We start from the raw sequence: 19002 nt of genomic DNA, 5'->3' as shown, positions 1-19002 counted from the left end.
AGTCGTCGCCGGTGCCCGCGCCGCGTGCGGGAGAATGGGTCACTGTGCCCGTACCTGACGCGCCGGTGACCGGCGCCCCACCAAGCCCGACCGGGCCGGCGGACGGCGGTCCGGCCCGCCCGTCCCAGCTCGACCCGGCCATCGCGGCCCGGCTGCGCCGTACCCCGGACGGCCTGGTCGCCGCCGTGGTCCGCGCGCACGACACCGGCGAGGTGCTGATGGTCGCCTGGATGGACGACGAGGCGCTGCACCGCACCCTGACCACCGGTCGGGCCACCTACTGGTCGCGCAGCCGGCGCGAGTACTGGGTCAAGGGCGCCACCTCCGGGCACCACCAGTACGTCCGCTCGGTGGCCCTGGACTGCGACGGGGACGCGCTGCTGGTCAGCGTCGACCAGGTCGGCGCCGCCTGCCACACCGGGCACCGCAGCTGCTTCTTCACCGAGCTGCCGGTCACCGGGGCGGAGGACCGGTCATGACCGACGGCAGGGTGAGCCCGGACGCGGCGACCTTCACCGCGCTCGCCGCCGACCGGCGGGTCGTCCCGGTCACCCGCCGGCTGCTCGCCGACGCGGAGACCCCGGTCGGGGTCTACCGCAAGCTGGCCGGCGGCCCGGGCACCTTCCTGCTCGAGTCCGCCGAGCAGGGCGTCGGGTCGGCCGGGCTGGCCTGGTCCCGCTACTCGTTCATCGGCGTGCGCAGCAGCGCCACCCTGGTCGAGCGGGACGGCCGGGCGGCCTGGCTGGGGCAGCCGCCGGCCGGGCTGCCCACCACCGGCGACCCGGTCCAGGTGCTGCGCGCCACCGTCGAGGCGCTCGCCGGCCCGGCCGCGGAGCCGGCCGCCGGGATGCCGCCGCTGACCGGAGGCATGGTCGGCTACCTCGGCTACGACCTGGTCCGGCGGTTCGAGCGGCTGCCCGAGCTGACCGAGGACGACCTGCACCTGCCCGAGCTGGGCATGATGCTCGCCACCGACCTGGTGGTGCTGGACCACTACGAGGGCTCCGCGATCCTGGTCGCCAACGCGGTCCTTCCCCCGCCGGACGAGCCGGACCGCGACGCGCTGGTCGCCGCCGCGTACCACCACGCGGTGGGTCGGCTCGACGCGATGACCACCGCGCTGTCCCGGCCGATCCCGCCGATGATCTCCTCCGTGGAGCGCCCGCCGGCCGGCGAGGTGCACAGCCGCACGCCCGAGGGCGGCTACCCGAAGGCGGTGGAGGCGGCCAAGGAGGCGATCCGGGCCGGCGAGTGCTTCCAGATCGTGCTGGCGCAGCGGTTCGAGCGGCAGACCCACGCCGACCCGCTCGACGTCTACCGGGTGCTGCGCACCACCAATCCCAGCCCCTACATGTACCTGCTGCGCTTCGACGACTTCGACATCGTCGGCTCGTCGCCCGAGGCGCACCTGAAGGTGACCGTCGACGCCGACGGCCAGCGACGGGCGCTGCTGCACCCGATCGCCGGCACCCGGCCGCGCGGCGGCACCCCGGCCGCCGACGCCCGGCTCGCCGCCGAGCTGCTCGCCGACCCCAAGGAGCGGGCCGAGCACGTGATGCTGGTCGACCTGGGCCGCAACGACCTGGGCCGGGTGTGCCGCCCGGGCACCGTCGAGGTGCCCGAGTTCGCCACCATCGAGCGGTACAGCCACGTCATGCACATCGTCTCGACCGTGGTCGGCACGCTGCGCGCCGACCGCACCGCGTTCGACGCGCTGGCCGCGACCTTCCCGGCCGGCACCCTCTCCGGCGCGCCGAAGGTGCGGGCCATGGAGATCATCGAGGAGCTGGAGCCCGTCCGGCGGGGCCTCTACGGCGGCACCGTCGGCTACTTCGGCTTCGGCGGGGACCTCGACATGGCGATCGCCATCCGGACCGCACTGATCCGCGCCGGTCGCGCCTACGTGCAGGCGGGCGCGGGGGTGGTGGCCGACTCCGATCCGGCGGCGGAGGACCAGGAGACCCGGAACAAGGCCGCCGCCGTGCTGGCCGCCATCGCCGCCGCCGAGACCCTCCGGCCCGCCCGGTGAGCGGCGCGACGGAGCCCCGGGATCCCGAGCGACCGGCGGTTGCGGTGGGCGAGGGTGCCGGGCCGGCCGCCCGGCCCGCCGCGGGCCGGCGCGAGCTGACGTACGCGGTGCTGCTCTGCCTGGCCGGCGCGGGCCTGGCGCTCTGGGCGGCGACCCGCACCTGGTCGGTCGAGCTGGCCGCCCGGCCGGCGCCGCTGCCCCCGGTGCGGGACGCGCACACCGGCGCCGGGCTGCTGCCGTGGCTACCGGCGCTGGCCCTGGTCGGGCTGGCCGGCGGCGGCGCGGTGCTGGCCACCCGGGGCCGGCTGCGGCGGCTGCTCGGCGGGCTGCTCTGCCTGCTGGGGCTCGCCGTGGCGGCCGGCGGCGGCTACGGGCTGGTCGCCGACTTCGCCGGCGAGGTGAGCCGGCACTGGCCGGCGCTGTGCCTGCTCGGCGGGGTGCTCGCGGCGACCGGCGGCCTGCTCACCGCGCTGCGCGGCCAGCGGTGGCCGGCGATGGGCGCCCGCTACGAACGGCGGGCCCGGGGCGCGGCCGCCCCCACGCCGCCCGGCCCCGCCGGACCGGTCACCGGGCGGCGCACCACCGAGGCGTGGGACGCGCTGGACCGGGGTGAGGACCCGACGGTCAGCTGACCGGCTGGCGGTCGCGGGCGGCGGCCCGGGCGGCCGCCAGCTCCGCCACCAGGCGGTTCAGTTCGGCGCGCTGGTCGGCGCGGGCCCGGTCGGCGCAGACCGCCTCCCAGGCGTTGCCCCGGGCGGTCCGCATCCGCGCCTCGCCGACCACGGCCCGCTCCAGGGTGTGCACCACCCCGACGGCGAGCGAGGCGACGGTACGGGAGATGGTGGTCAGTCCGATGGTCTGGTGGGGCCCGGCAGTACTCATGATCTCTCCGCACGAGGATCGTCGGCGAACGGTGGGGCAGGCGCATCGTCGAGTCTGCCCGAGGAAGATGCTCGCCGGTTCACGTTTCGCCGTGGTGACCGACACGTCAACTCTGCGTCCGGGGCCGCCACCTGCACAGGGCCGTTCGTCCTTGAGCTTCGTCACAGCGGCCGGCGGGGTGGTGGCGGGCGCGCCCGGGCGCGGGTCGCGGCGGGTGTGCTCCGGCGCCGCCGCGTGGTCCAATGGCCCATGAGTGGTTGTCGATGCCGGCGGTGGCGCTACGTGACATCCCCTTCACCGAAGTCGGCCATTATGCCGCAGGCCGTTCCGTGAGCCGCGCCATACCCCCACCTCGCACGGTCAGGTGGCGCCCCCTAGCATCGGCCCATGACACCCGGAGAGGGGAGTCCGTTGGTGACTGCTGAGCATGCGCACGCGGAGGGGGACGAGGCCGGTCCGGCGGCGTCCGTAAGCGTGCTCGACGAGATCCTGGCCGGCGTGCGCGAGGACGTCGCCCGGCGGCAGGAGCAGGTGCCGCTGGAGCGGATCCGCGAACTGGCCGCCGCCGCGCCGCCGCCGATGGACGCCTACGCGGCGCTGCGCCGGCCCGGTGTCGCGGTGATCGCCGAGGTCAAGCGCTCCTCGCCGTCGAAGGGCAAGCTGGCCGAGATCGCCGACCCGGCCGATCTGGCCGGCGAGTACGCCGCCGGCGGCGCCCGGGCGATCAGCGTGCTCACCGAGGGGCGCTGGTTCGGCGGCTCGCTGGACGACCTCGCCGCGGTGCGCGCCGCGGTCAACGTCCCGGTGCTGCGCAAGGACTTCGTCGTCTCCAGCTACCAGGTGCACGAGGCCCGGGCGCACGGCGCCGACCTGGTGCTGCTGATCGTCGCGGCCCTCGAGCAGAACGTGCTGGTCGGCCTGCTGGAGCGGATCGAGTCGCTCGGCATGACCGCGCTGGTCGAGGTGCACGACGAGGAGGAGGCCGACCGGGCGCTGGAGGCCGGTGCGCAGGTGATCGGGGTCAACGCCCGCGACCTGCGTACCCTGGAGGTCGACCGCTCGGTGTTCGAGCGGATCGCGCCCGGCCTGCCCAGCAGGGTCGTGAAGATCGCCGAGTCCGGCGTGCGCGGCCCGCACGACCTCATCCGGTACGCCTCGGCCGGTGCCGACGCGGTCCTGGTCGGCGAGGGCCTGGTCACCCAGAAGAGCCCTCGGGAGGCGGTGGCCGAGCTGGTCAACGCCGGCAACCACCCGGCCACGCCCCGTCCGGTGCGCTGAGGCGCGCCGGCTGACGCCCGCAGCGAGAGGAGTGCCGGCATGAGCGCCGACGCGTTGGCCGCACCGACCGGTCCGTTTCCCGACCCGGCCGGCCACTTCGGCCGCTTCGGCGGGCGGTTCGTGCCGGAGGCGCTGGTCGCGGCGCTGGACGAGCTGGACGCCGCGCACCGCACGGCGATGGCCGACGAGTCGTTCCGGGCCGAGTTCGCCGCGCTGCTGCGCGACTACGCCGGCACCCCGTCGCTGCTCTACGAGGCCCGGCGGTTCTCCGCCAAGGCCGGCGCGCGGGTGCTGCTCAAGCGCGAGGACCTCAACCACACCGGCGCGCACAAGGTGCGCAACGTGCTCGGCCAGGCGCTGCTGACCCGGCGGATGGGCAAGACCCGGGTGATCGCCGAGACCGGCGCCGGCCAGCACGGGGTGGCCACCGCCACCGCCGCCGCGCTGTTCGACCTCGAGTGCGTGGTCTACATGGGCCAGGTCGACACCGAGCGGCAGGCGCTGAACGTGGCCCGGATGCGGATGCTGGGCGCCACGGTCGTACCGGTGACCACCGGCTCGCGCACCCTCAAGGACGCGATGAACGAGGCGATGCGCGACTGGGTGGCCAACGTCGACAACACCCACTACCTGATCGGCACGGCGGCCGGGCCGCACCCGTTCCCGGCGCTGGTCCGCGACTTCGTCCGGGGCATCGGCGACGAGGCCCGCCAGCAGTGCCTCGACCTGACCGGCGCGCTGCCGGACGCGGTCACCGCCTGCGTCGGCGGCGGCTCCAACGCGCTGGGCATCTTCCACGCCTTCGTCGGCGACCCCCAGGTGCGGCTCTACGGCTTCGAGGCCGGCGGCGACGGGGTGGAGACCGGCCGGCACGCGGCCAGCATCACCGGCGGCTCCACCGGCGTGCTGCACGGCACCCGCACCTACGTGCTCCAGGACGCCGACGGGCAGACCTGCGAGTCGCACTCGATCTCCGCCGGGCTGGACTACCCGGGCGTCGGGCCCGAGCACGCCTGGCTGCACGACAGCGGCCGGGCCAGCTACGCGCCGGTCACCGACGCCGAGGCGATGGCCGCGTTCGAGCTGCTCTGCCGCACCGAGGGGATCATCCCGGCGATCGAGAGCGCGCACGCCCTGGCCGGCACCCTGAAGATCGCCCCGAAGCTCGCCGCCGACCTGGGTCGCGAGCCCACCATCGTGGTCAACCTCTCCGGCCGGGGCGACAAGGACGTGCACACCGCCGGTGACTACTTCGGCATCCTCGACAAGGAGTGAGCGCGATGGGCGCTGCCGGCACGAGCGGGCGAATCATCAGGCGCAGCGCGTTGGTGCCGGATGGCGGCACGGAGCGAAGCGGAGGGCCGGCATGAGCAGGATCGGGGTGGCCTTCGACAAGGCGCGCGCCGACGGGCGGGGCCTGCTGGTCGGTTGCATGCCGGCCGGGTTCCCGACCGTCGAGGGCAGCATCGCGGCCATGACCGCGATGGTCGAGGCCGGGGTCGACGTGATCGAGGTGGAGATCCCCTACTCGGACCCGGTGATGGACGGCCCGGTGATCCAGAAGGCCAGCGACATCGCGCTGGCCGGCGGCGTACGGACCGCCGACACGCTGCGCATCGTCGAGGCGGTCGCGGCCACCGGCGCCCCGGTGGTCACCATGACCTACTGGAATCCGATCGAGCGGTACGGCGTGGACGCCTTCGCCCGGGACTTCGCCGCGGCCGGCGGCACCGGGCTGATCACCCCCGACCTGATCCCGGACGAGGCCGACGAGTGGCTGGCCGCCTCGGACGCGTGCGGGCTGGACCGCACCTTCCTGGTCGCCCCGTCCTCCACCGACGCCCGGCTGGCGATGACCGTCCGGCACTGCCGCGGCTTCGTCTACGCCACCGCCGTCATGGGGGTCACCGGGGCCCGGACGCAGACCTCGCAGGCGGCGCCGGTGCTGGTCTCCCGGGTGCGGGAGGTCACCGACCTGCCGGTCGGAGTCGGCCTCGGCGTCGGCACCGGCGCGCAGGCCGGCACGGTGGCCGGGTACGCCGACGGCGTGATCGTGGGCAGCGCGCTGGTCCGTTGCCTGCTCGACGCGCCGGACCTCGACGCCGGCCTGGCCGCGCTCCGTACGCTCAGCGCCGAACTCGCCGCGGGCGTCCGCAACCCGGCCCGCTGACTCCGCAGTCCGCACACTGACCCCCCGCGCGCGCTCAACCGGTCCGCCCGCTCGTCCCGGGTTCGGCAGTCGCGGGTGCGCGGGCGAACCCGGCGGCTGTCGTCGCGCTGCGGCGACCGGGGCGGGTGCGCTCGAACGAGCGTGATACCTCTGAGTCATATTGATGACTCAGAGGTATCACCGCAGTGCGAAGTAACCCGTCGGCCTGGTGACGGTGGGCCTGAGCCAGTCGTAACCGGCGGGCCGGCGCGGTGACGGCCGGGCCGGGTGCGGTCAGCGACGGTCCGGCGGGCCGGAAGAGGGCCACGGGTCGTGGTCGCCCCGGTTCGACACGTCCGGAAGCAGTCCGTCTCTCGGCGGGTGCGGCCGCTGCCCCGGGGCGCGGCTCGGCGGTGGGCCGGCGACACCCCGCTCGTCCGTCCCCGCGACGCTGCGGTCGGCCGGCGGGGCGCAGTCGTGCAGCACGCCGGAGCGGCCGGCCAGCGCGTCGGCGAGCGCCGCGCGGGTGGTGGGGGTGAGCGCCTCGGGCAGGTCGGCCGGGTCGTGCCAGGAGAGCCGGCAACCGCCCACCGGCTCGCCCGCCGGCCGCCGGCCGCGCGCCCGGGCCCGGAAGACGTGCACCAGGACCTCGGGCAGCGGCCCGGCCCGGCCGGGCGGCGGCGCCGGGCCGGGCGTCGGCGCACCGAGGTGGTAGAGCCCGACCAGGTCGACCACCTCGATCTCCCAGCCGGTCTCCGCGCGGATGTCGCGCACCGCCGCGTGCACCGGGCTCTCCGCCCGGTGCGGCCGCCCGCCGGGCAGCGCGTACCGGCGCTCGCCCCGGCCCTGCCGGCAGAGCAGCACCCGGCCGGCGTCGTCGGTGACGACCGCGGCCACCGCCCAGGTGAGCGCGCTCATGGACAAAGAGCCTACGTCGGCGCAAACCAGAAGTCACCGAGCCGCCACCCGGCACGGACCGGGGTGCCGCCGGAGGGGTCGACAGCGGTAGCGTGTGCATCCGTGACTCTCGCCTCGCTGTCCCCCCAGGCGGCCCTGCCCAGTCCCAGCACCGCCGTCTGGCAGCTCGGCCCGGTCCCGCTCCGGGCGTACGCGCTGTGCATCATCCTCGGCATCGTGGTGGCCTGCGTGGTCACCGAGCACCGGCTGCGCCGGCGCGGGGTCGCCCCGGGCGCGGTGCTCGACATCGCGGTCTGGGCCGTGCCGGCCGGCATCATCGGCGCCCGGATCTACCACGTGATCACCTCGCCGGAGAAGTATTTCGGCACCGGCGGCAACTGGATCAAGGTCTTCTTCATCCATGAGGGCGGCCTCGGCATCTGGGGCGCGGTGGCCGGCGGCGCCGTCGGCGCCTGGATCGCCGCCCGCCAGCTGGGCATCCCGTTCGCCGTGGTGGCCGATGCGCTCGCGCCCGGCCTGCCGCTGGCGCAGGCGGTGGGCCGGCTCGGCAACTGGTTCAACAACGAGCTCTACGGCGGGCAGACGACCCTGCCCTGGGGTCTGGAGATCCACCGGATGGACCCGGACAGTCCGGGGCACGCGCTGCGCGACGACACCGGCCGGCCCATTCTCGAGCCGGGCCTCTACCACCCGACCTTCGCCTACGAGGCGCTCTGGAACATCGGCGTCGCGGTGCTGGTCCTCGTGGTCGACCGCAAGCTGCGCCTCGGCCGGGGCCGCGCGTTCGCGCTCTACGTGATGGGCTACACCGCCGGCCGGTTCTGGATCGAACTGATGCGCACCGACGAGGCCAACACCATCCTCGGCGTCCGGCTCAACGTCTGGACCGCGGCCCTGGTGTTCCTCGGCGCCCTGGTCTACTTCGTGCGCGTCCGCGGCCCCCGGGAGTACCTCGTCCCGGTCGGCGTGGCGGCGGCGCCGGCCCCGCCCGCGTCCGACGTCTCCCAGGTCGACCTCTCCGCCACCGAGGCCGGCGCGCAGCCGGCCGCGCCGGAGGGCTACCGGGTGGTCAGCGAGGAGCAGTTCCGCACCTGGCAGGAGACCGGCGAGGCGCCCGCCGACCCCGCCGCCGACCGGGACGGCGAGTCGGCCGGCCAGGCCGACGGGGACGACGAGCCGGCGGACCGGGACGCCGCGCCGGGCGACCGGGACGCGACCGGGTCGACCGACCGCCCCGACGACGCGGAGACCGCGGACGCGACGGCGCGGGACGAGCGGGCCGGCGCGGCCGGTTCCCGCCCCGCCGACGGCGACAGCTGAGCGGGGAACCATGCGGAGCGCGGTGGTGGTCGGCGCCGGGATCGGCGGCCTCGCGGTCGCCGGGGCGCTGGCCCGCTCCGGCTGGCGGGTCACCCTCCTGGAACGGGCGGACCGGATCCGCCCGGAACCGACGGCCGTCGTGCTGTGGCCCAACGGGGTGCGCGCGCTGCGTGCCCTCGGCCTCGGCGCCGGCCTGGAGGCGATCGCCACGCCGCTGCCCGACGCCGGGATACGCCGCCCGGACGGGCACTGGCTGGTGCAGCCCCGGCCCACCCCGGCCGACCGGATGCCGGTGGTGGTGCACCGGGAGGACCTGCACGACGCGCTGATCGCCGGGCTGGGCGACGGGGTCGAGTTGCGCACCGGGGTGACCGTGCGGACGGTGCGCGCCTCGGCCGGCGCGCGCCCGGCGGTCGGCGACGGCCGGCACACGCTCGAGGCCGACCTGGTGGTCGCCGCCGACGGCACCGACAGCGAGCTGCGCCGCCAACTGGCGCCCGAGGCCACCGTGGTCAGCTCCGGCTGCGCCGCCTGGCGGGCGGTGATCCCCTGGTACCGGGCGCCGCGGCTGCCCGCCGAGGTGCCGGTGGGCGGCGAGACCCTCGGCGCCGGATACCGGTTCGTCTCCGCCTCGCTCGGCGAGCGCGGCTCGTCGGGCGGGTCCAGCCGGGGCGGCATCTACTGGGTGGCCACCGCCGCCGGGGCGCCCCGGCCCGAGCCGCCGGAGACCCAGCTCGCCCTGCTGCGCCGCTGGTACGCCGGCTGGCCGTCGCCGGTCACCGACCTGCTCGACGCCACCGACCCGGCCGACCTGGTGCAGCAGGAGATCCGCGAGCTGCGGCCGCTGCCCCGGGCGTACGCCTTCCCGGCCGGCCCGGGCGGGGTGGTGCTGCTCGGTGACGCCGCGCACGCCATGCCGCCGCACCTCGGGCAGGGCGCCTGCCTCGCCTTCGAGGACGCCGCCACCCTCGCCACCCTGCTGCGCGAGTCGCGGCTGCCCGACGCGGTGGCCGCGTACGACCGGGTGCGCCGCCCACGCGCGGCGTCGATGGTCCGGCAGGCCCGCCGGATGTCGGCGGTGCTGCGCGCCCGCGGCCGGCTCGCCCTGCGGGCCCGCGACGCCGCCCTCGGCACGATCAGCCCCCGGCTGCTCTCCACCGCCGCCACCGCCGCGGCCGCCTGGCGGCCGCCGAACTGACCTGCGGTCAGGGCAGCACGGGGGCGGGTTCGGCGATGCAGGCGGTGCCGATCCGGCGGAAGCCGACCCGCAGGTAGACCCGGGCGATCTCCTCGCTGCCGGCGGAGAGGAAGACCAGGTCGGTGCCGGCGGCCAGCAGCTCGCGGGCCAGGGTGGCGGTCACCGCGGCGCCCAGGCCCCGGCGGCGCGCGGCCGGCAGGGTGGCCACCCCGGCGATCTCGGCGACGTCGTCGACCCGCATCGCCATCCCGCTGGCCAGGGCGCCCTCTACCGGCGTGCCGGCCAGCACCGAGAGCCGCCCGCCGTCGGCGATCCGGGTCCGCTCCTCGGCCAGCGCGGCCAGGTCCACCTCGGCCACCGCGGCGTCCCGCTCGGCCGGGCCGGCGTCGCCCCGCCCGGTGCCCGGCGCGGAGAAGCCGACCGCGGCGACGGCCCGGCGGACGGCCACGTCGGCGGCGAAGTCCGGCGCGTCCGGGTCGAGCAGCCGCACCGGCACGGTGGCCAGCGCCGCCGGGTCGGGCAGCGCGGCCGGGTCGAGCACCATCAGCGGCGCCTCCAGCACACTCAGCCCCGCCGAGCGGGCCACCGCGAGCAGGTCCGGGGTGGTCTCGTGCACCCACTCGAAGGCTTCCGGCAGCCCCAGCTCACGTTGCCGCTCGCGGACCCGGGCGACGTCGGCCAGCGAGGGGGCCTCGCCGGCGTCGCGCCGGGGCCGGGCGTAGAACGGCCAGCCGGTCCCGTCCCGGACGAAGAGCACCAGGCCGCCGTACTCCTCGGCCCGGGCCACGTCCCGGGGCACCGCGTCGTAGAAGCGTTCCAACCGGTCGAACAGGTCCTTGTGCTGCGGATCCACCGCGCGAGACTACACGTCCCAGAGTCTGGAAGGTGTGATCAATCCGCACTGGCCTTGCGCACCCCGCCCTAACGTAGACTCAATAAACCCACAAGGGCCGACGTCGTCCCGACCCCGTGATCCAACGCTGAGCGACGACAGGAGGCCCGGTGGCCTTTCCGTACCCTCACAGCCCCCAGCCGGCCGCGCCGTACGGCCCGGGTGTCCCCGCGACGGGGCTCTACGACCCCGCTCAGGAGCACGACGCCTGCGGGGTGGCCTTCGTGGCGGACCTGCACGGGCGGCGCTCCCACGCGGTGGTCGCCAACGGCCTCGCCGCGCTCTGCCGGCTGGACCACCGGGGTGCCCGCGGCGCGGAACCGAACACCGGCGACGGCGCCGGGATCATGATCCAGGTGCCGGACGCGTTCCTGCGCGCCGTGGTGGACTTCCCGCTGCCACCGGCCGGCGAGTACGCCACCGGTCTGGTCTTCCTCCCCGACGACGACGCCGCCGAGGCGCGCGCCCGCCGGGTGGTGGAGAAGTACGCCCTGGTCGAGGGGGCCGAGCTGCTCGGCTGGCGGGACGTGCCGGTCGACCCGGCCGGCCTGGGCGAGACCGCGCTCGCCGCGATGCCCCGGATCCGGCAGCTCTTCCTCGCCGCGCACCGGCTCACCGACTCGCCGGCCGGCCCGGCCGGTACGCCGCTGCGCGGCATCGAGCTGGACCGGGTGGCATTCTGCGTCCGCAAGCAGGCCGAGCGGGAGTCCGCCGAGCGGGGCGTGCCGGCGTACTTCCCGTCGCTGTCCGCGCGGACCCTGGTCTTCAAGGGCATGCTCACCCCCGACCAGCTGCCCGCGTTCTACCCGGAGCTGACCGACGAGCGGGTGGTCAGCGCGATCGCGCTGGTGCACTCCCGGTTCTCCACCAACACCTTCCCGTCCTGGCCGCTGGCGCACCCGTACCGCTTCATCGCGCACAACGGCGAGATCAACACCATCCGCGGCAACCGGAACTGGATGCAGGCCCGGGAGGCGCTGCTGCGCACCCCGAACCTGCCCGGCAACATCCGGCGGATCTTCCCGGTCTGCACCCCGGCCGCCTCCGACTCGGCCAACTTCGACGAGGTGCTGGAGCTGCTGCACCTGGCCGGGCGGAGCCTGCCGCACGCGGTGCTGATGATGATCCCGGAGGCGTGGGAGAACGACCCGGAGATGCGGCCGGACAAGCGGGACTTCTACCGATTCCACGCCAGCCTGATGGAGCCGTGGGACGGGCCGGCCTCGGTCGCCTTCACCGACGGCGAGATCGTCGGCGCGGTCCTCGACCGCAACGGGCTGCGCCCGGGGCGCTGGTGGCGTACCGACGACGGCCTGGTGGTGCTCGGCAGCGAGGCGGGCGTGCTCGACCTCGACCCGGCCCGGGTGGTCGCCAAGGGGCGGCTCCAGCCGGGGCGGATGTTCCTGGTCGACACCGCCGCCGGCCGGATCGTGCACGACGAGGAGATCAAGGCCGAGCTGGCCGCCGAGCGGCCGTACGGCGACTGGCTGCACGCCGGGCTGATCGAGCTGACCGAGCTGCCCGCCCGCGAGCACATCGTCTACACCCACGACTCGGTCCGCCGGCGCCAGCAGACCTTCGGCTACACCGAGGAGGAGCTGAAGATCCTGCTCGCGCCGATGGCCCGGGCCGGCGCGGAGCCGATCGGCTCGATGGGCACGGACACCCCGATCTCGCCGCTGTCCACCCGGCCGCGGCTGCTCTACGACTACTTCCACCAGCTCTTCGCCCAGGTCACCAACCCGCCGCTGGACGCCATCCGGGAGGAGCTGGTGACCAGCCTGGCCTCGACCATCGGCCCGGAGGGCAACCTGCTCGACCCCGGTCCGGCCAGCTGCCGGCAGATCGTTCTGCCCTACCCGGTGGTCGACAACGACGAGCTGGCCAAGATCCTCTCCATCGACGAGGACGGCGACCTGCCCGGCTTCAAGGCGGTCCGGGTCTCCGGGCTGTACCGGGTCCGTGAGGGCGGCGCCGGCATCAAGGCCCGGCTGACCGAGATCTGCCGGCACGTCTCCGAGGCGATCGAGGACGGCGTGCGCATCCTGGTGCTCTCCGACCGGGACTCCAACGCCGACCTGGCGCCGATCCCGTCGCTGCTGCTCACCGCCGCGGTGCACCAGCACCTGGTCCGCGAGCAGACCCGCACCCAGGTGGCGCTGATCGTCGAGTCCGGCGACTGCCGCGAGGTGCACCACGCCGCGGTGCTGATCGGCTACGGCGCGGCGGCGGTCAACCCGTACCTGGCCTTCGAGTCGGTGGAGGACATGATCGCCACCGGCGCGCTGGCCGGGGTCGAGCCGGCCACCGCGGTCCGCAACTACGTCAAGGCGCTCGGCAAGGGCGTCCTGAAGATCATGTCCAAGATGGGCATCTCGACCGTGTCGTCGTACTGCGGCGCCCAGGTGTTCGAGGCCGTCGGGCTGGACGCCCGGCTGGTGGAGCGCTACTTCCGGGGTACCCCGAGCAAGATCGGCGGGATCGGGCTGGACGGCATCCACGCCGAGGTCGCCGCCCGGCACGCGCGGGCCTGGCCGGCGCCGGGCGCGGCGGCCACCGACCGGCTGGAGGTGGGCGGCGAGTACCAGTGGCGCCGCGAGGGCGAGCTGCACCTGTTCAACCCGGAGACGGTTTTCCTGCTCCAGCACGCCACCCGCAGCCGGCAGTACGACATCTTCCGGAAGTACACCGCGAAGGTCGACGAGCTGGCCGCGCAGGCGGGCTCGCTGCGCGGGCTGTTCACCCTGCGGACCGGGGCGCGGCCGGCGGTGCCGATCGAGGAGGTCGAGCCGGCCACCGAGATCGTCAAGCGGTTCGCCACCGGCGCCATGTCGTACGGCTCGATCTCGGCGGAGGCGCACGAGACGCTGGCCGTCGCGATGAACCGGCTCGGCGGCAAGTCCAACACCGGCGAGGGCGGCGAGGACGTCGAGCGGCTGCACGACCCGGCCCGCCGCTCGGCGGTGAAGCAGATCGCCAGTGGCCGGTTCGGGGTGACCAGCGAATACCTGGTCAACGCCGACGACCTGCAGATCAAGATGGCCCAGGGCGCCAAGCCCGGCGAGGGCGGTCAGCTGCCCGGCAACAAGGTCTGGCCGTGGATCGCCCGTACCCGGCACGCCACCCCGGGCGTCGGGCTGATCTCCCCGCCGCCGCACCACGACATCTACTCCATCGAGGACCTCGCCCAGCTGGTGCACGACCTGAAGTGCGTCAACCCGGCCGCCCGGGTGCACGTGAAGCTGGTCAGCGAGGTCGGCGTGGGTACCGTGGCGGCGGGCGTGGCCAAGCTCAAGGCCGACGTCATCCTGATCTCCGGGCACGACGGCGGCACCGGCGCGTCCCCGCTGAACTCGCTCAAGCACGCCGGCACCCCGTGGGAGCTGGGGTTGGCCGAGGCGCAGCAGACGCTGCTGCTGAACAAGCTGCGCGACCGGGTCACCGTGCAGGTCGACGGCCAGCTCAAGACCGGCCGGGACGTGCTGGTCGCGGCGCTGCTCGGCGCCGAGGAGTTCGGCTTCGCCACCGCCCCGCTGATCGTCGAGGGCTGCGTGATGATGCGGGTCTGCCACCTGGACACCTGTCCGGTCGGCATCGCCACCCAGAACCCGGTGCTGCGGGAACGCTTCACCGGCAGGCCGGAGTTCGTGGAGAACTTCTTCCTCTTCCTCGCCGAGGAGGTCCGCGGCTACCTGGCCGAGCTGGGCTTCCGGTCGATCGAGGAGGCGATCGGGCACGCCGAGCTGCTCGACGTCACCCCGGCGATCGCGCACTGGAAGGCCGGCGGGCTCGACCTGACCCCCGTCCTGCACCTGCCGGAACTGCCGGCCGACGCCGCCCGCCGGCGCACCCGCGCCCAGGACCACGGCCTGGACCGGGCCCTGGACAACGAGCTGATCGCCCTGGCCGAGCCGGCGCTGCGGGGTGCGGGGCCCCGGGCGCAGGCGGCCGGCGCCGAGGCGCGGGAGTCCGCACCGGTCATGCCGGTGCGGGTCGAGGTGGCGGTGCGCAACGAGCATCGCAGCGTCGGCGCCATGCTCGGCGGCGAGGTGACCCGACGCTACGGCGGCGCCGGCCTGCCCGCCGACACGATCGAGTTCACCCTGCGCGGCACCGCCGGGCAGTCGTTCGGCGCGTTCCTGCCCCGCGGGGTGACCCTGCGGCTGCACGGCGACGCCAACGACTACGTCGGCAAGGGCCTCTCCGGCGGGCGGCTCGTCGTCCGGCCGGACGCCGCCGCGCCGTTCCTCGACGGCGACGCCGCGCCGGGGGCGCGGGCGGAGGACCAGATCATCGCGGGCAACACCATCCTGTACGGGGCCACCGCCGGCGAGCTCTTCCTGCGCGGCCGGGTGGGGGAGCGGTTCGCGGTGCGCAACTCCGGGGCGGTGGCCGTCGTCGAGGGCGTCGGCGACCACGGCTGCGAGTACATGACCGGCGGGACCGTGGTGGTGCTCGGGCCGACCGGCCGCAACTTCGCCGCCGGCATGTCCGGCGGGACCGCCTTCGTCCACCGGCTCGACCGGCGCCGGGTCAACGCCGAGCTGGTCGACCTGGCGCCGCTGTCCGAGGAGGAGCAGGCCGTGCTGCACGAGCTGGTGCAGCGGCACTTCGCCGAGACCGACTCGGCGGTCGCCGAGGAGCTGCTCAAGAACTGGCCGGCGGCGGTGGCGGAGTTCACCGCGGTGGTGCCCCGGGACTACCGCCGGGTGCTGGAGATCATGCGGGCCGCCGAAGCCGCCGGCCGTGACGTCGACGACGCGGTCATGACTGCCCTGACCGCGCCGGTGCCGCCCGCCCAGCGGGCGGTCGCCCAGGAGGTGGCTCGTGCCTGACCCGAACGGTTTCCTGCGCTACCCGCGGCGGATGCCGGCCCGCCGGCCGGTGCCGGTGCGGATCAGCGACTGGCGGGAGGTCTACCCAGCCGCCGGGGAGGAGCTGATCCGCGAGCAGGCCACCCGCTGCATGGACTGCGGCATCCCGTTCTGCCACGACGGCTGCCCGTTGGGCAACCGGATCCCGGACTGGAACGACCTGGTCCGCACCGGCAACTGGGACGCCGCGGTGGAGTCGCTGCACGCCACCAACAACTTCCCGGAGTTCACCGGCCGGCTCTGCCCGGCGCCCTGCGAGGCCGCCTGCGTGCTCGGCATCGGCGGCGGTGAGCCGGTCACCATCAAGCAGGTCGAGGTGGAGATCGCCAACGCGGCCGTCGAGCGCGGCCGGCTGGCGCCGCGCCCGGTGCCGGCACCGTCCGGGCGTTCGGTCGCCGTGGTCGGTTCCGGGCCCGCCGGCCTGGCCGCCGCGCAGCAGCTCGCCCGCGCCGGCCACGCGGTGACGGTGTACGAGCGCGACGACGCGCTCGGCGGCCTGCTCCGGTACGGCATCCCCGACTTCAAGCTGGAGAAGGAGCACATCGACCGGCGGCTGGCCCAGCTCGCCGCGGAGGGGGTGCGGTTCCGCACCGGCGTGCAGGTGGGCGTGGACGTGACCGCCGAGCAGCTGCGCGCCGAGCACGACGCGGTGCTGCTCGCCTGCGGCGCGCTGCAGGGCCGGGACACCCCGGCGACGCCGGGGCGGCAGCTGCGCGGCGTGCACCAGGCGATGGCGCACCTGGTCGCGGCCAACCGGGTGGTCGCCGCGGCCGGCGAGGGGCGGCCCGCGCTCGCCGTCCTGCCCGACGGCACGCCGATCGACGCGGCCGGCAGGCACGTGGTGATCATCGGCGGTGGCGACACCGCGGCCGACTGCCTCGGCGTGGCGCACCGGCAGGGCGCCGCCGGCGTACACCAGCTGGACCTGTACCCGCAGCCCCCGCACGCCCGGGACGAGGCGCGCGACCCGTGGCCCACCTGGCCGTGGATCCTGCGCAGCTACCCGGCGCACGAGGAGGGCGGCGAGCGGGTCTTCGCGGTGGCGGTGCAGGAGTTCGTCGACGACGGCACCGGCGCGGTGCGGGCGGTCCGGATCGCCGAGGTGACCGTCCAGAAGCGGGACGGCCGGCGGATCGTCACCCCGGTGCCGGGCACCGAGCGGGAGCTCCCGGCGGACCTGGTGCTGCTGGCGATCGGCTTCGAGGGCACCGAGGAGCAGCCGCTGCTCGGGCAGCTCGGGGTGAGCCGCAACGCCCGCGGCGCGGTCGACGCCCGGCCGGACTGGCAGACCGGGGTCGACGGGGTCTTCGTGGCCGGCGACATGCACCGGGGCGCCTCGCTCATCGTCTGGGCGATCGCCGAGGGTCGCGCCGCGGCCGCCGCGATCCACACCTACCTCGGCGGCCCCGGCGCCCTGCCCGCTCCGGTGGATCCCGCTGCCGAACCCCTCGCCGCCCGCTGACCGGTCGCGACTTCCGGATTGTGGTGGGAAACGGCCCCTGGAGGGGTCACTTCCTACCAAGATCCGCACCGGTCGTGGCTCGCCGGCAACCCGGTGGGCCGGGTCATGGTCTTCGTCGTCCGTCCGGGCGGCGAGGCGGCCACCGCGACGCGCCGGTACCGTCCGCCTGATCCGCCGTCCGTCCCGACCGGCCAGCCGGTCGGGGGAGGTGCCGATGGCCGGATGGTTGCCCGGTTCCTCCAAGTTTGTGGCGGGCTGCGGCGGCGACCGGTGAACCCCCTCACGAACAGGGGCGGATCGCTGTGCCGGTCGCCAGACTTGGCGACCGCCGATCCGCCTCGCGGGTCGGCGTCGTCATGTCGCCGTCGTACGGGAGGTCGTGGCCGTGGGTGCCACGTTCGCAGCGCTGCGCCACCGCAACTACCGGATCTGGGCCGCTGCGGGTTTCGTCTCGGTGGTCGGCACCTGGATGCAGGTCCTCGGGGTCAACTGGTACGTGCTCGCCGAGACCCGGTCGGCGACCTCGATGGGCCTCGCCGTGCTCCTCCAGGCCCTGCCCACGCTGCTGCTCAGCGCCTGGGGCGGGGCGCTGGCCGACCGGCTGTCGGCCAAGCCGCTGCTGGTCGCCGCCCAGGCGGCGCACGCGGCGCTGGCGGCCGGGCTGGCGGTGGTCGCCGCCACCGGCGCGGGCGGCCTCCCGGCGATCTACGCGATCTCCCTGGCCACCGGCGTGGTCTCGGCGATCGAGGGGCCGATGATGGGCCGCTGGACGTCGACCCTGGTGGACCGGGAAAGCCTCGGCAACGCGCTGGCGCTCGGCTCGCTCACCCACTCCGCCGGTCGCATCCTCGGCATGAGCGCCGGCGCCGTCGTGGTCGCCGCGGTCGGCCCCGCCGTGCTCTTCGCCGTCAACTCGGCCAGCTTCGTCGCGGTGCTGGTGGCCCTGTTCGCCGTACGCGAGCGGGAACTGCACGCCGGCGAGCCGGCGGCCGACGCGGAGCCGGTCGACGGCGGCATCCGGGCCGGCTTCCGTTACCTGCTGCGCCAGCCGGTGGTGCTGGTCGCGCTGGCCCTGTCGTTCGTGCTCGGCAGCCTCGGGCGCAACTACCAGGTCACCATGGCGGCGATGAGCGACGGACCGCTGGGCGGGGGCGCGGCCGGCTACGGCCTGCTCTCCACCGTCTTCGCGGTGGGCACGGTGCTCGGGGCGCTCGTCGCGGCCCGCCGGCGGCACCTGGGCTACGGCGTCCTGGTCGGCGCGGGACTGCTGGCCAGCGGCTTGCAGGTCGCCGCCGGACTGGCCCCGACCACCCTGGGTTTCGCCGCGGTGATCCTGCCGGTCGCCGCCGCCGCGGTGGTCATCGACACCACCGTCGGGACCCGGGCCCAGCTCGACACCGACTACGCGATGCGCGGGCGGGTGCTGGCCGCGCTGGCGGTCACCGGCTCGGTCTCCGCCGCGGTCGGCGCCCCGTTGCTCGGCTGGCTCTCCGAGCACGCCGGGCCCCGGCAGACCCTGGTGCTGGCCGGCGCCGCCACGGCGATCGCCACCATGGTGGCCGGGGTGGCCCTGGACGGGCTGCGGGACCGCCGGCTGCGCCGCCGGGTCGCCCGGGCGCTGGCCGCGCCCGGCGTGCGCCGGGTCGCCCTGACGGCCGCCCGCGTTGTCCGGCCGGCCTCGACCGTGGTCCGGCCGGTGCCGGCGCCGAGCGTCCGGCCGGTCGGTGGCGTGCCCACCGCCCGGACGGCGCCGGCCCGGCCGAGGGTCGCGCGACTCCGTCCGCCGGCCGACGAGTACGCGGCCGGCGCACCGCGCCGGGCCCGCCGCCGCTCCGGACTCGCCGGCCCGCCCCGTCCCGCCGGCCCACCCGTCCACTGCGCCCGCTCCACCCCCACCCCGCTCCTCACCGACCCCGTCGCCTAACCCCCACCCCCACGCCCTCCCCCTCCCGCCCCGCCCGGGCGCGTTGATCATGAAGTTAGCGGCGGTGATACCGGCG

14 protein-coding genes are annotated in these 19002 nt (G+C 75.6%); 11 read left to right on the top strand and 3 right to left on the bottom strand.

The window, feature by feature from the left end; all coding sequences use genetic code 11:
- The first annotated feature begins 44 nt into the window (after nucleotides 1-44).
- Genes hisI through AC1WTP_RS16855 form a run of 3 tightly spaced genes read left to right on the top strand, consistent with a single transcriptional unit; the run spans nucleotide 45 to nucleotide 2661 of the window.
- Nucleotides 45-479, top strand: a complete 435-nt coding sequence (gene hisI, locus AC1WTP_RS16865; protein WP_481650319.1) for a phosphoribosyl-AMP cyclohydrolase — start codon at nucleotides 45-47, stop codon at nucleotides 477-479.
- Nucleotides 476-2029 (top strand): anthranilate synthase component I, encoded by a 1554-nt coding sequence (locus AC1WTP_RS16860; RefSeq protein WP_481650209.1) that lies wholly within the window; start codon nucleotides 476-478, stop codon nucleotides 2027-2029. Before hisI ends, AC1WTP_RS16860 begins: the two co-directional genes overlap by 4 nt.
- On the top strand, nucleotides 2026-2661 hold the full coding sequence (locus tag AC1WTP_RS16855) for a Trp biosynthesis-associated membrane protein (RefSeq protein WP_481650208.1): 636 nt from the start codon (nucleotides 2026-2028) through the stop codon (nucleotides 2659-2661). Before AC1WTP_RS16860 ends, AC1WTP_RS16855 begins: the two co-directional genes overlap by 4 nt.
- Here the strand turns inward: AC1WTP_RS16855 and AC1WTP_RS16850 are convergent.
- The gene (locus AC1WTP_RS16850) at nucleotides 2654-2911 is read right to left on the bottom strand and encodes a hypothetical protein (RefSeq protein ID WP_481650207.1); all 258 of its coding nucleotides are present in this window, start codon (nucleotides 2909-2911) and stop codon (nucleotides 2654-2656) included. The two genes, AC1WTP_RS16855 and AC1WTP_RS16850, sit on opposite strands and share 8 nt — an antisense overlap.
- A gap of 474 nt (nucleotides 2912-3385) precedes the next feature.
- Between AC1WTP_RS16850 and trpC the strand changes: the two genes are divergently transcribed.
- The 3 genes from trpC to trpA all read left to right on the top strand — a co-directional run bounded on the left by trpC (nucleotide 3386) and on the right by trpA (nucleotide 6359).
- A complete protein-coding gene (trpC, locus tag AC1WTP_RS16845; protein ID WP_481650318.1) occupies nucleotides 3386-4189 on the top strand; it encodes an indole-3-glycerol phosphate synthase TrpC in 804 nt (267 codons plus the stop codon).
- A 39-nt stretch (nucleotides 4190-4228) separates the two neighbouring features.
- Complete coding sequence (gene trpB, locus AC1WTP_RS16840; RefSeq protein ID WP_481650206.1) at nucleotides 4229-5464, top strand: tryptophan synthase subunit beta; 1236 nt, start codon at nucleotides 4229-4231, stop codon at nucleotides 5462-5464.
- A gap of 91 nt (nucleotides 5465-5555) precedes the next feature.
- Complete coding sequence (gene trpA / locus AC1WTP_RS16835) at nucleotides 5556-6359, top strand: tryptophan synthase subunit alpha (protein WP_481650205.1); 804 nt, start codon at nucleotides 5556-5558, stop codon at nucleotides 6357-6359.
- Between the two features lie 273 nt (nucleotides 6360-6632).
- On the opposite strand, the gene AC1WTP_RS16830 is transcribed toward trpA, so the two are convergent.
- Nucleotides 6633-7256 carry an NUDIX hydrolase gene (locus AC1WTP_RS16830; protein ID WP_481650204.1) on the bottom strand — a complete coding sequence of 208 codons (624 nt, stop codon included), beginning with the start codon at nucleotides 7254-7256 and terminating at the stop codon, nucleotides 6633-6635.
- A 102-nt stretch (nucleotides 7257-7358) separates the two neighbouring features.
- On the opposite strand from AC1WTP_RS16830, the gene lgt reads away from it, so the two are divergent.
- Entirely contained in the window at nucleotides 7359-8576 is a 1218-nt protein-coding gene (gene lgt / locus AC1WTP_RS16825; RefSeq protein ID WP_481650203.1) for a prolipoprotein diacylglyceryl transferase, read from the top strand.
- A gap of 10 nt (nucleotides 8577-8586) precedes the next feature.
- A complete protein-coding gene (locus tag AC1WTP_RS16820) occupies nucleotides 8587-9774 on the top strand; it encodes an FAD-dependent oxidoreductase (RefSeq protein ID WP_481650202.1) in 1188 nt (395 codons plus the stop codon).
- A 7-nt stretch (nucleotides 9775-9781) separates the two neighbouring features.
- Here AC1WTP_RS16820 and AC1WTP_RS16815 read toward each other — a convergent pair whose 3' ends face one another.
- Nucleotides 9782-10627 (bottom strand): GNAT family N-acetyltransferase, encoded by an 846-nt coding sequence (locus tag AC1WTP_RS16815; protein ID WP_481650201.1) that lies wholly within the window; start codon nucleotides 10625-10627, stop codon nucleotides 9782-9784.
- A gap of 149 nt (nucleotides 10628-10776) precedes the next feature.
- Between AC1WTP_RS16815 and gltB the strand changes: the two genes are divergently transcribed.
- The 3 genes from gltB (at nucleotide 10777) to AC1WTP_RS16800 (ending at nucleotide 18926) form a co-directional block, all read left to right on the top strand.
- On the top strand, nucleotides 10777-15501 hold the full coding sequence (gene gltB, locus AC1WTP_RS16810; RefSeq protein ID WP_481650200.1) for a glutamate synthase large subunit: 4725 nt from the start codon (nucleotides 10777-10779) through the stop codon (nucleotides 15499-15501).
- On the top strand, nucleotides 15494-17002 hold the full coding sequence (locus tag AC1WTP_RS16805; RefSeq protein ID WP_481650199.1) for a glutamate synthase subunit beta: 1509 nt from the start codon (nucleotides 15494-15496) through the stop codon (nucleotides 17000-17002). The genes gltB and AC1WTP_RS16805 overlap by 8 nt, the downstream gene beginning before the upstream one ends.
- 385 nt (nucleotides 17003-17387) lie before the next feature.
- Nucleotides 17388-18926, top strand: coding sequence for an MFS transporter (locus tag AC1WTP_RS16800; protein ID WP_481650198.1), 1539 nt, complete (start codon nucleotides 17388-17390; stop codon nucleotides 18924-18926).
- The last annotated feature ends 76 nt before the right edge of the window (nucleotides 18927-19002 follow it).

The sequence above is a fragment of the Micromonospora sp. R311 genome (genome assembly GCF_056780015.1).
The sequence above is the reverse complement of the archived record's forward strand: the minus strand, read 5'-3'. Positions and strand labels throughout refer to the sequence as shown.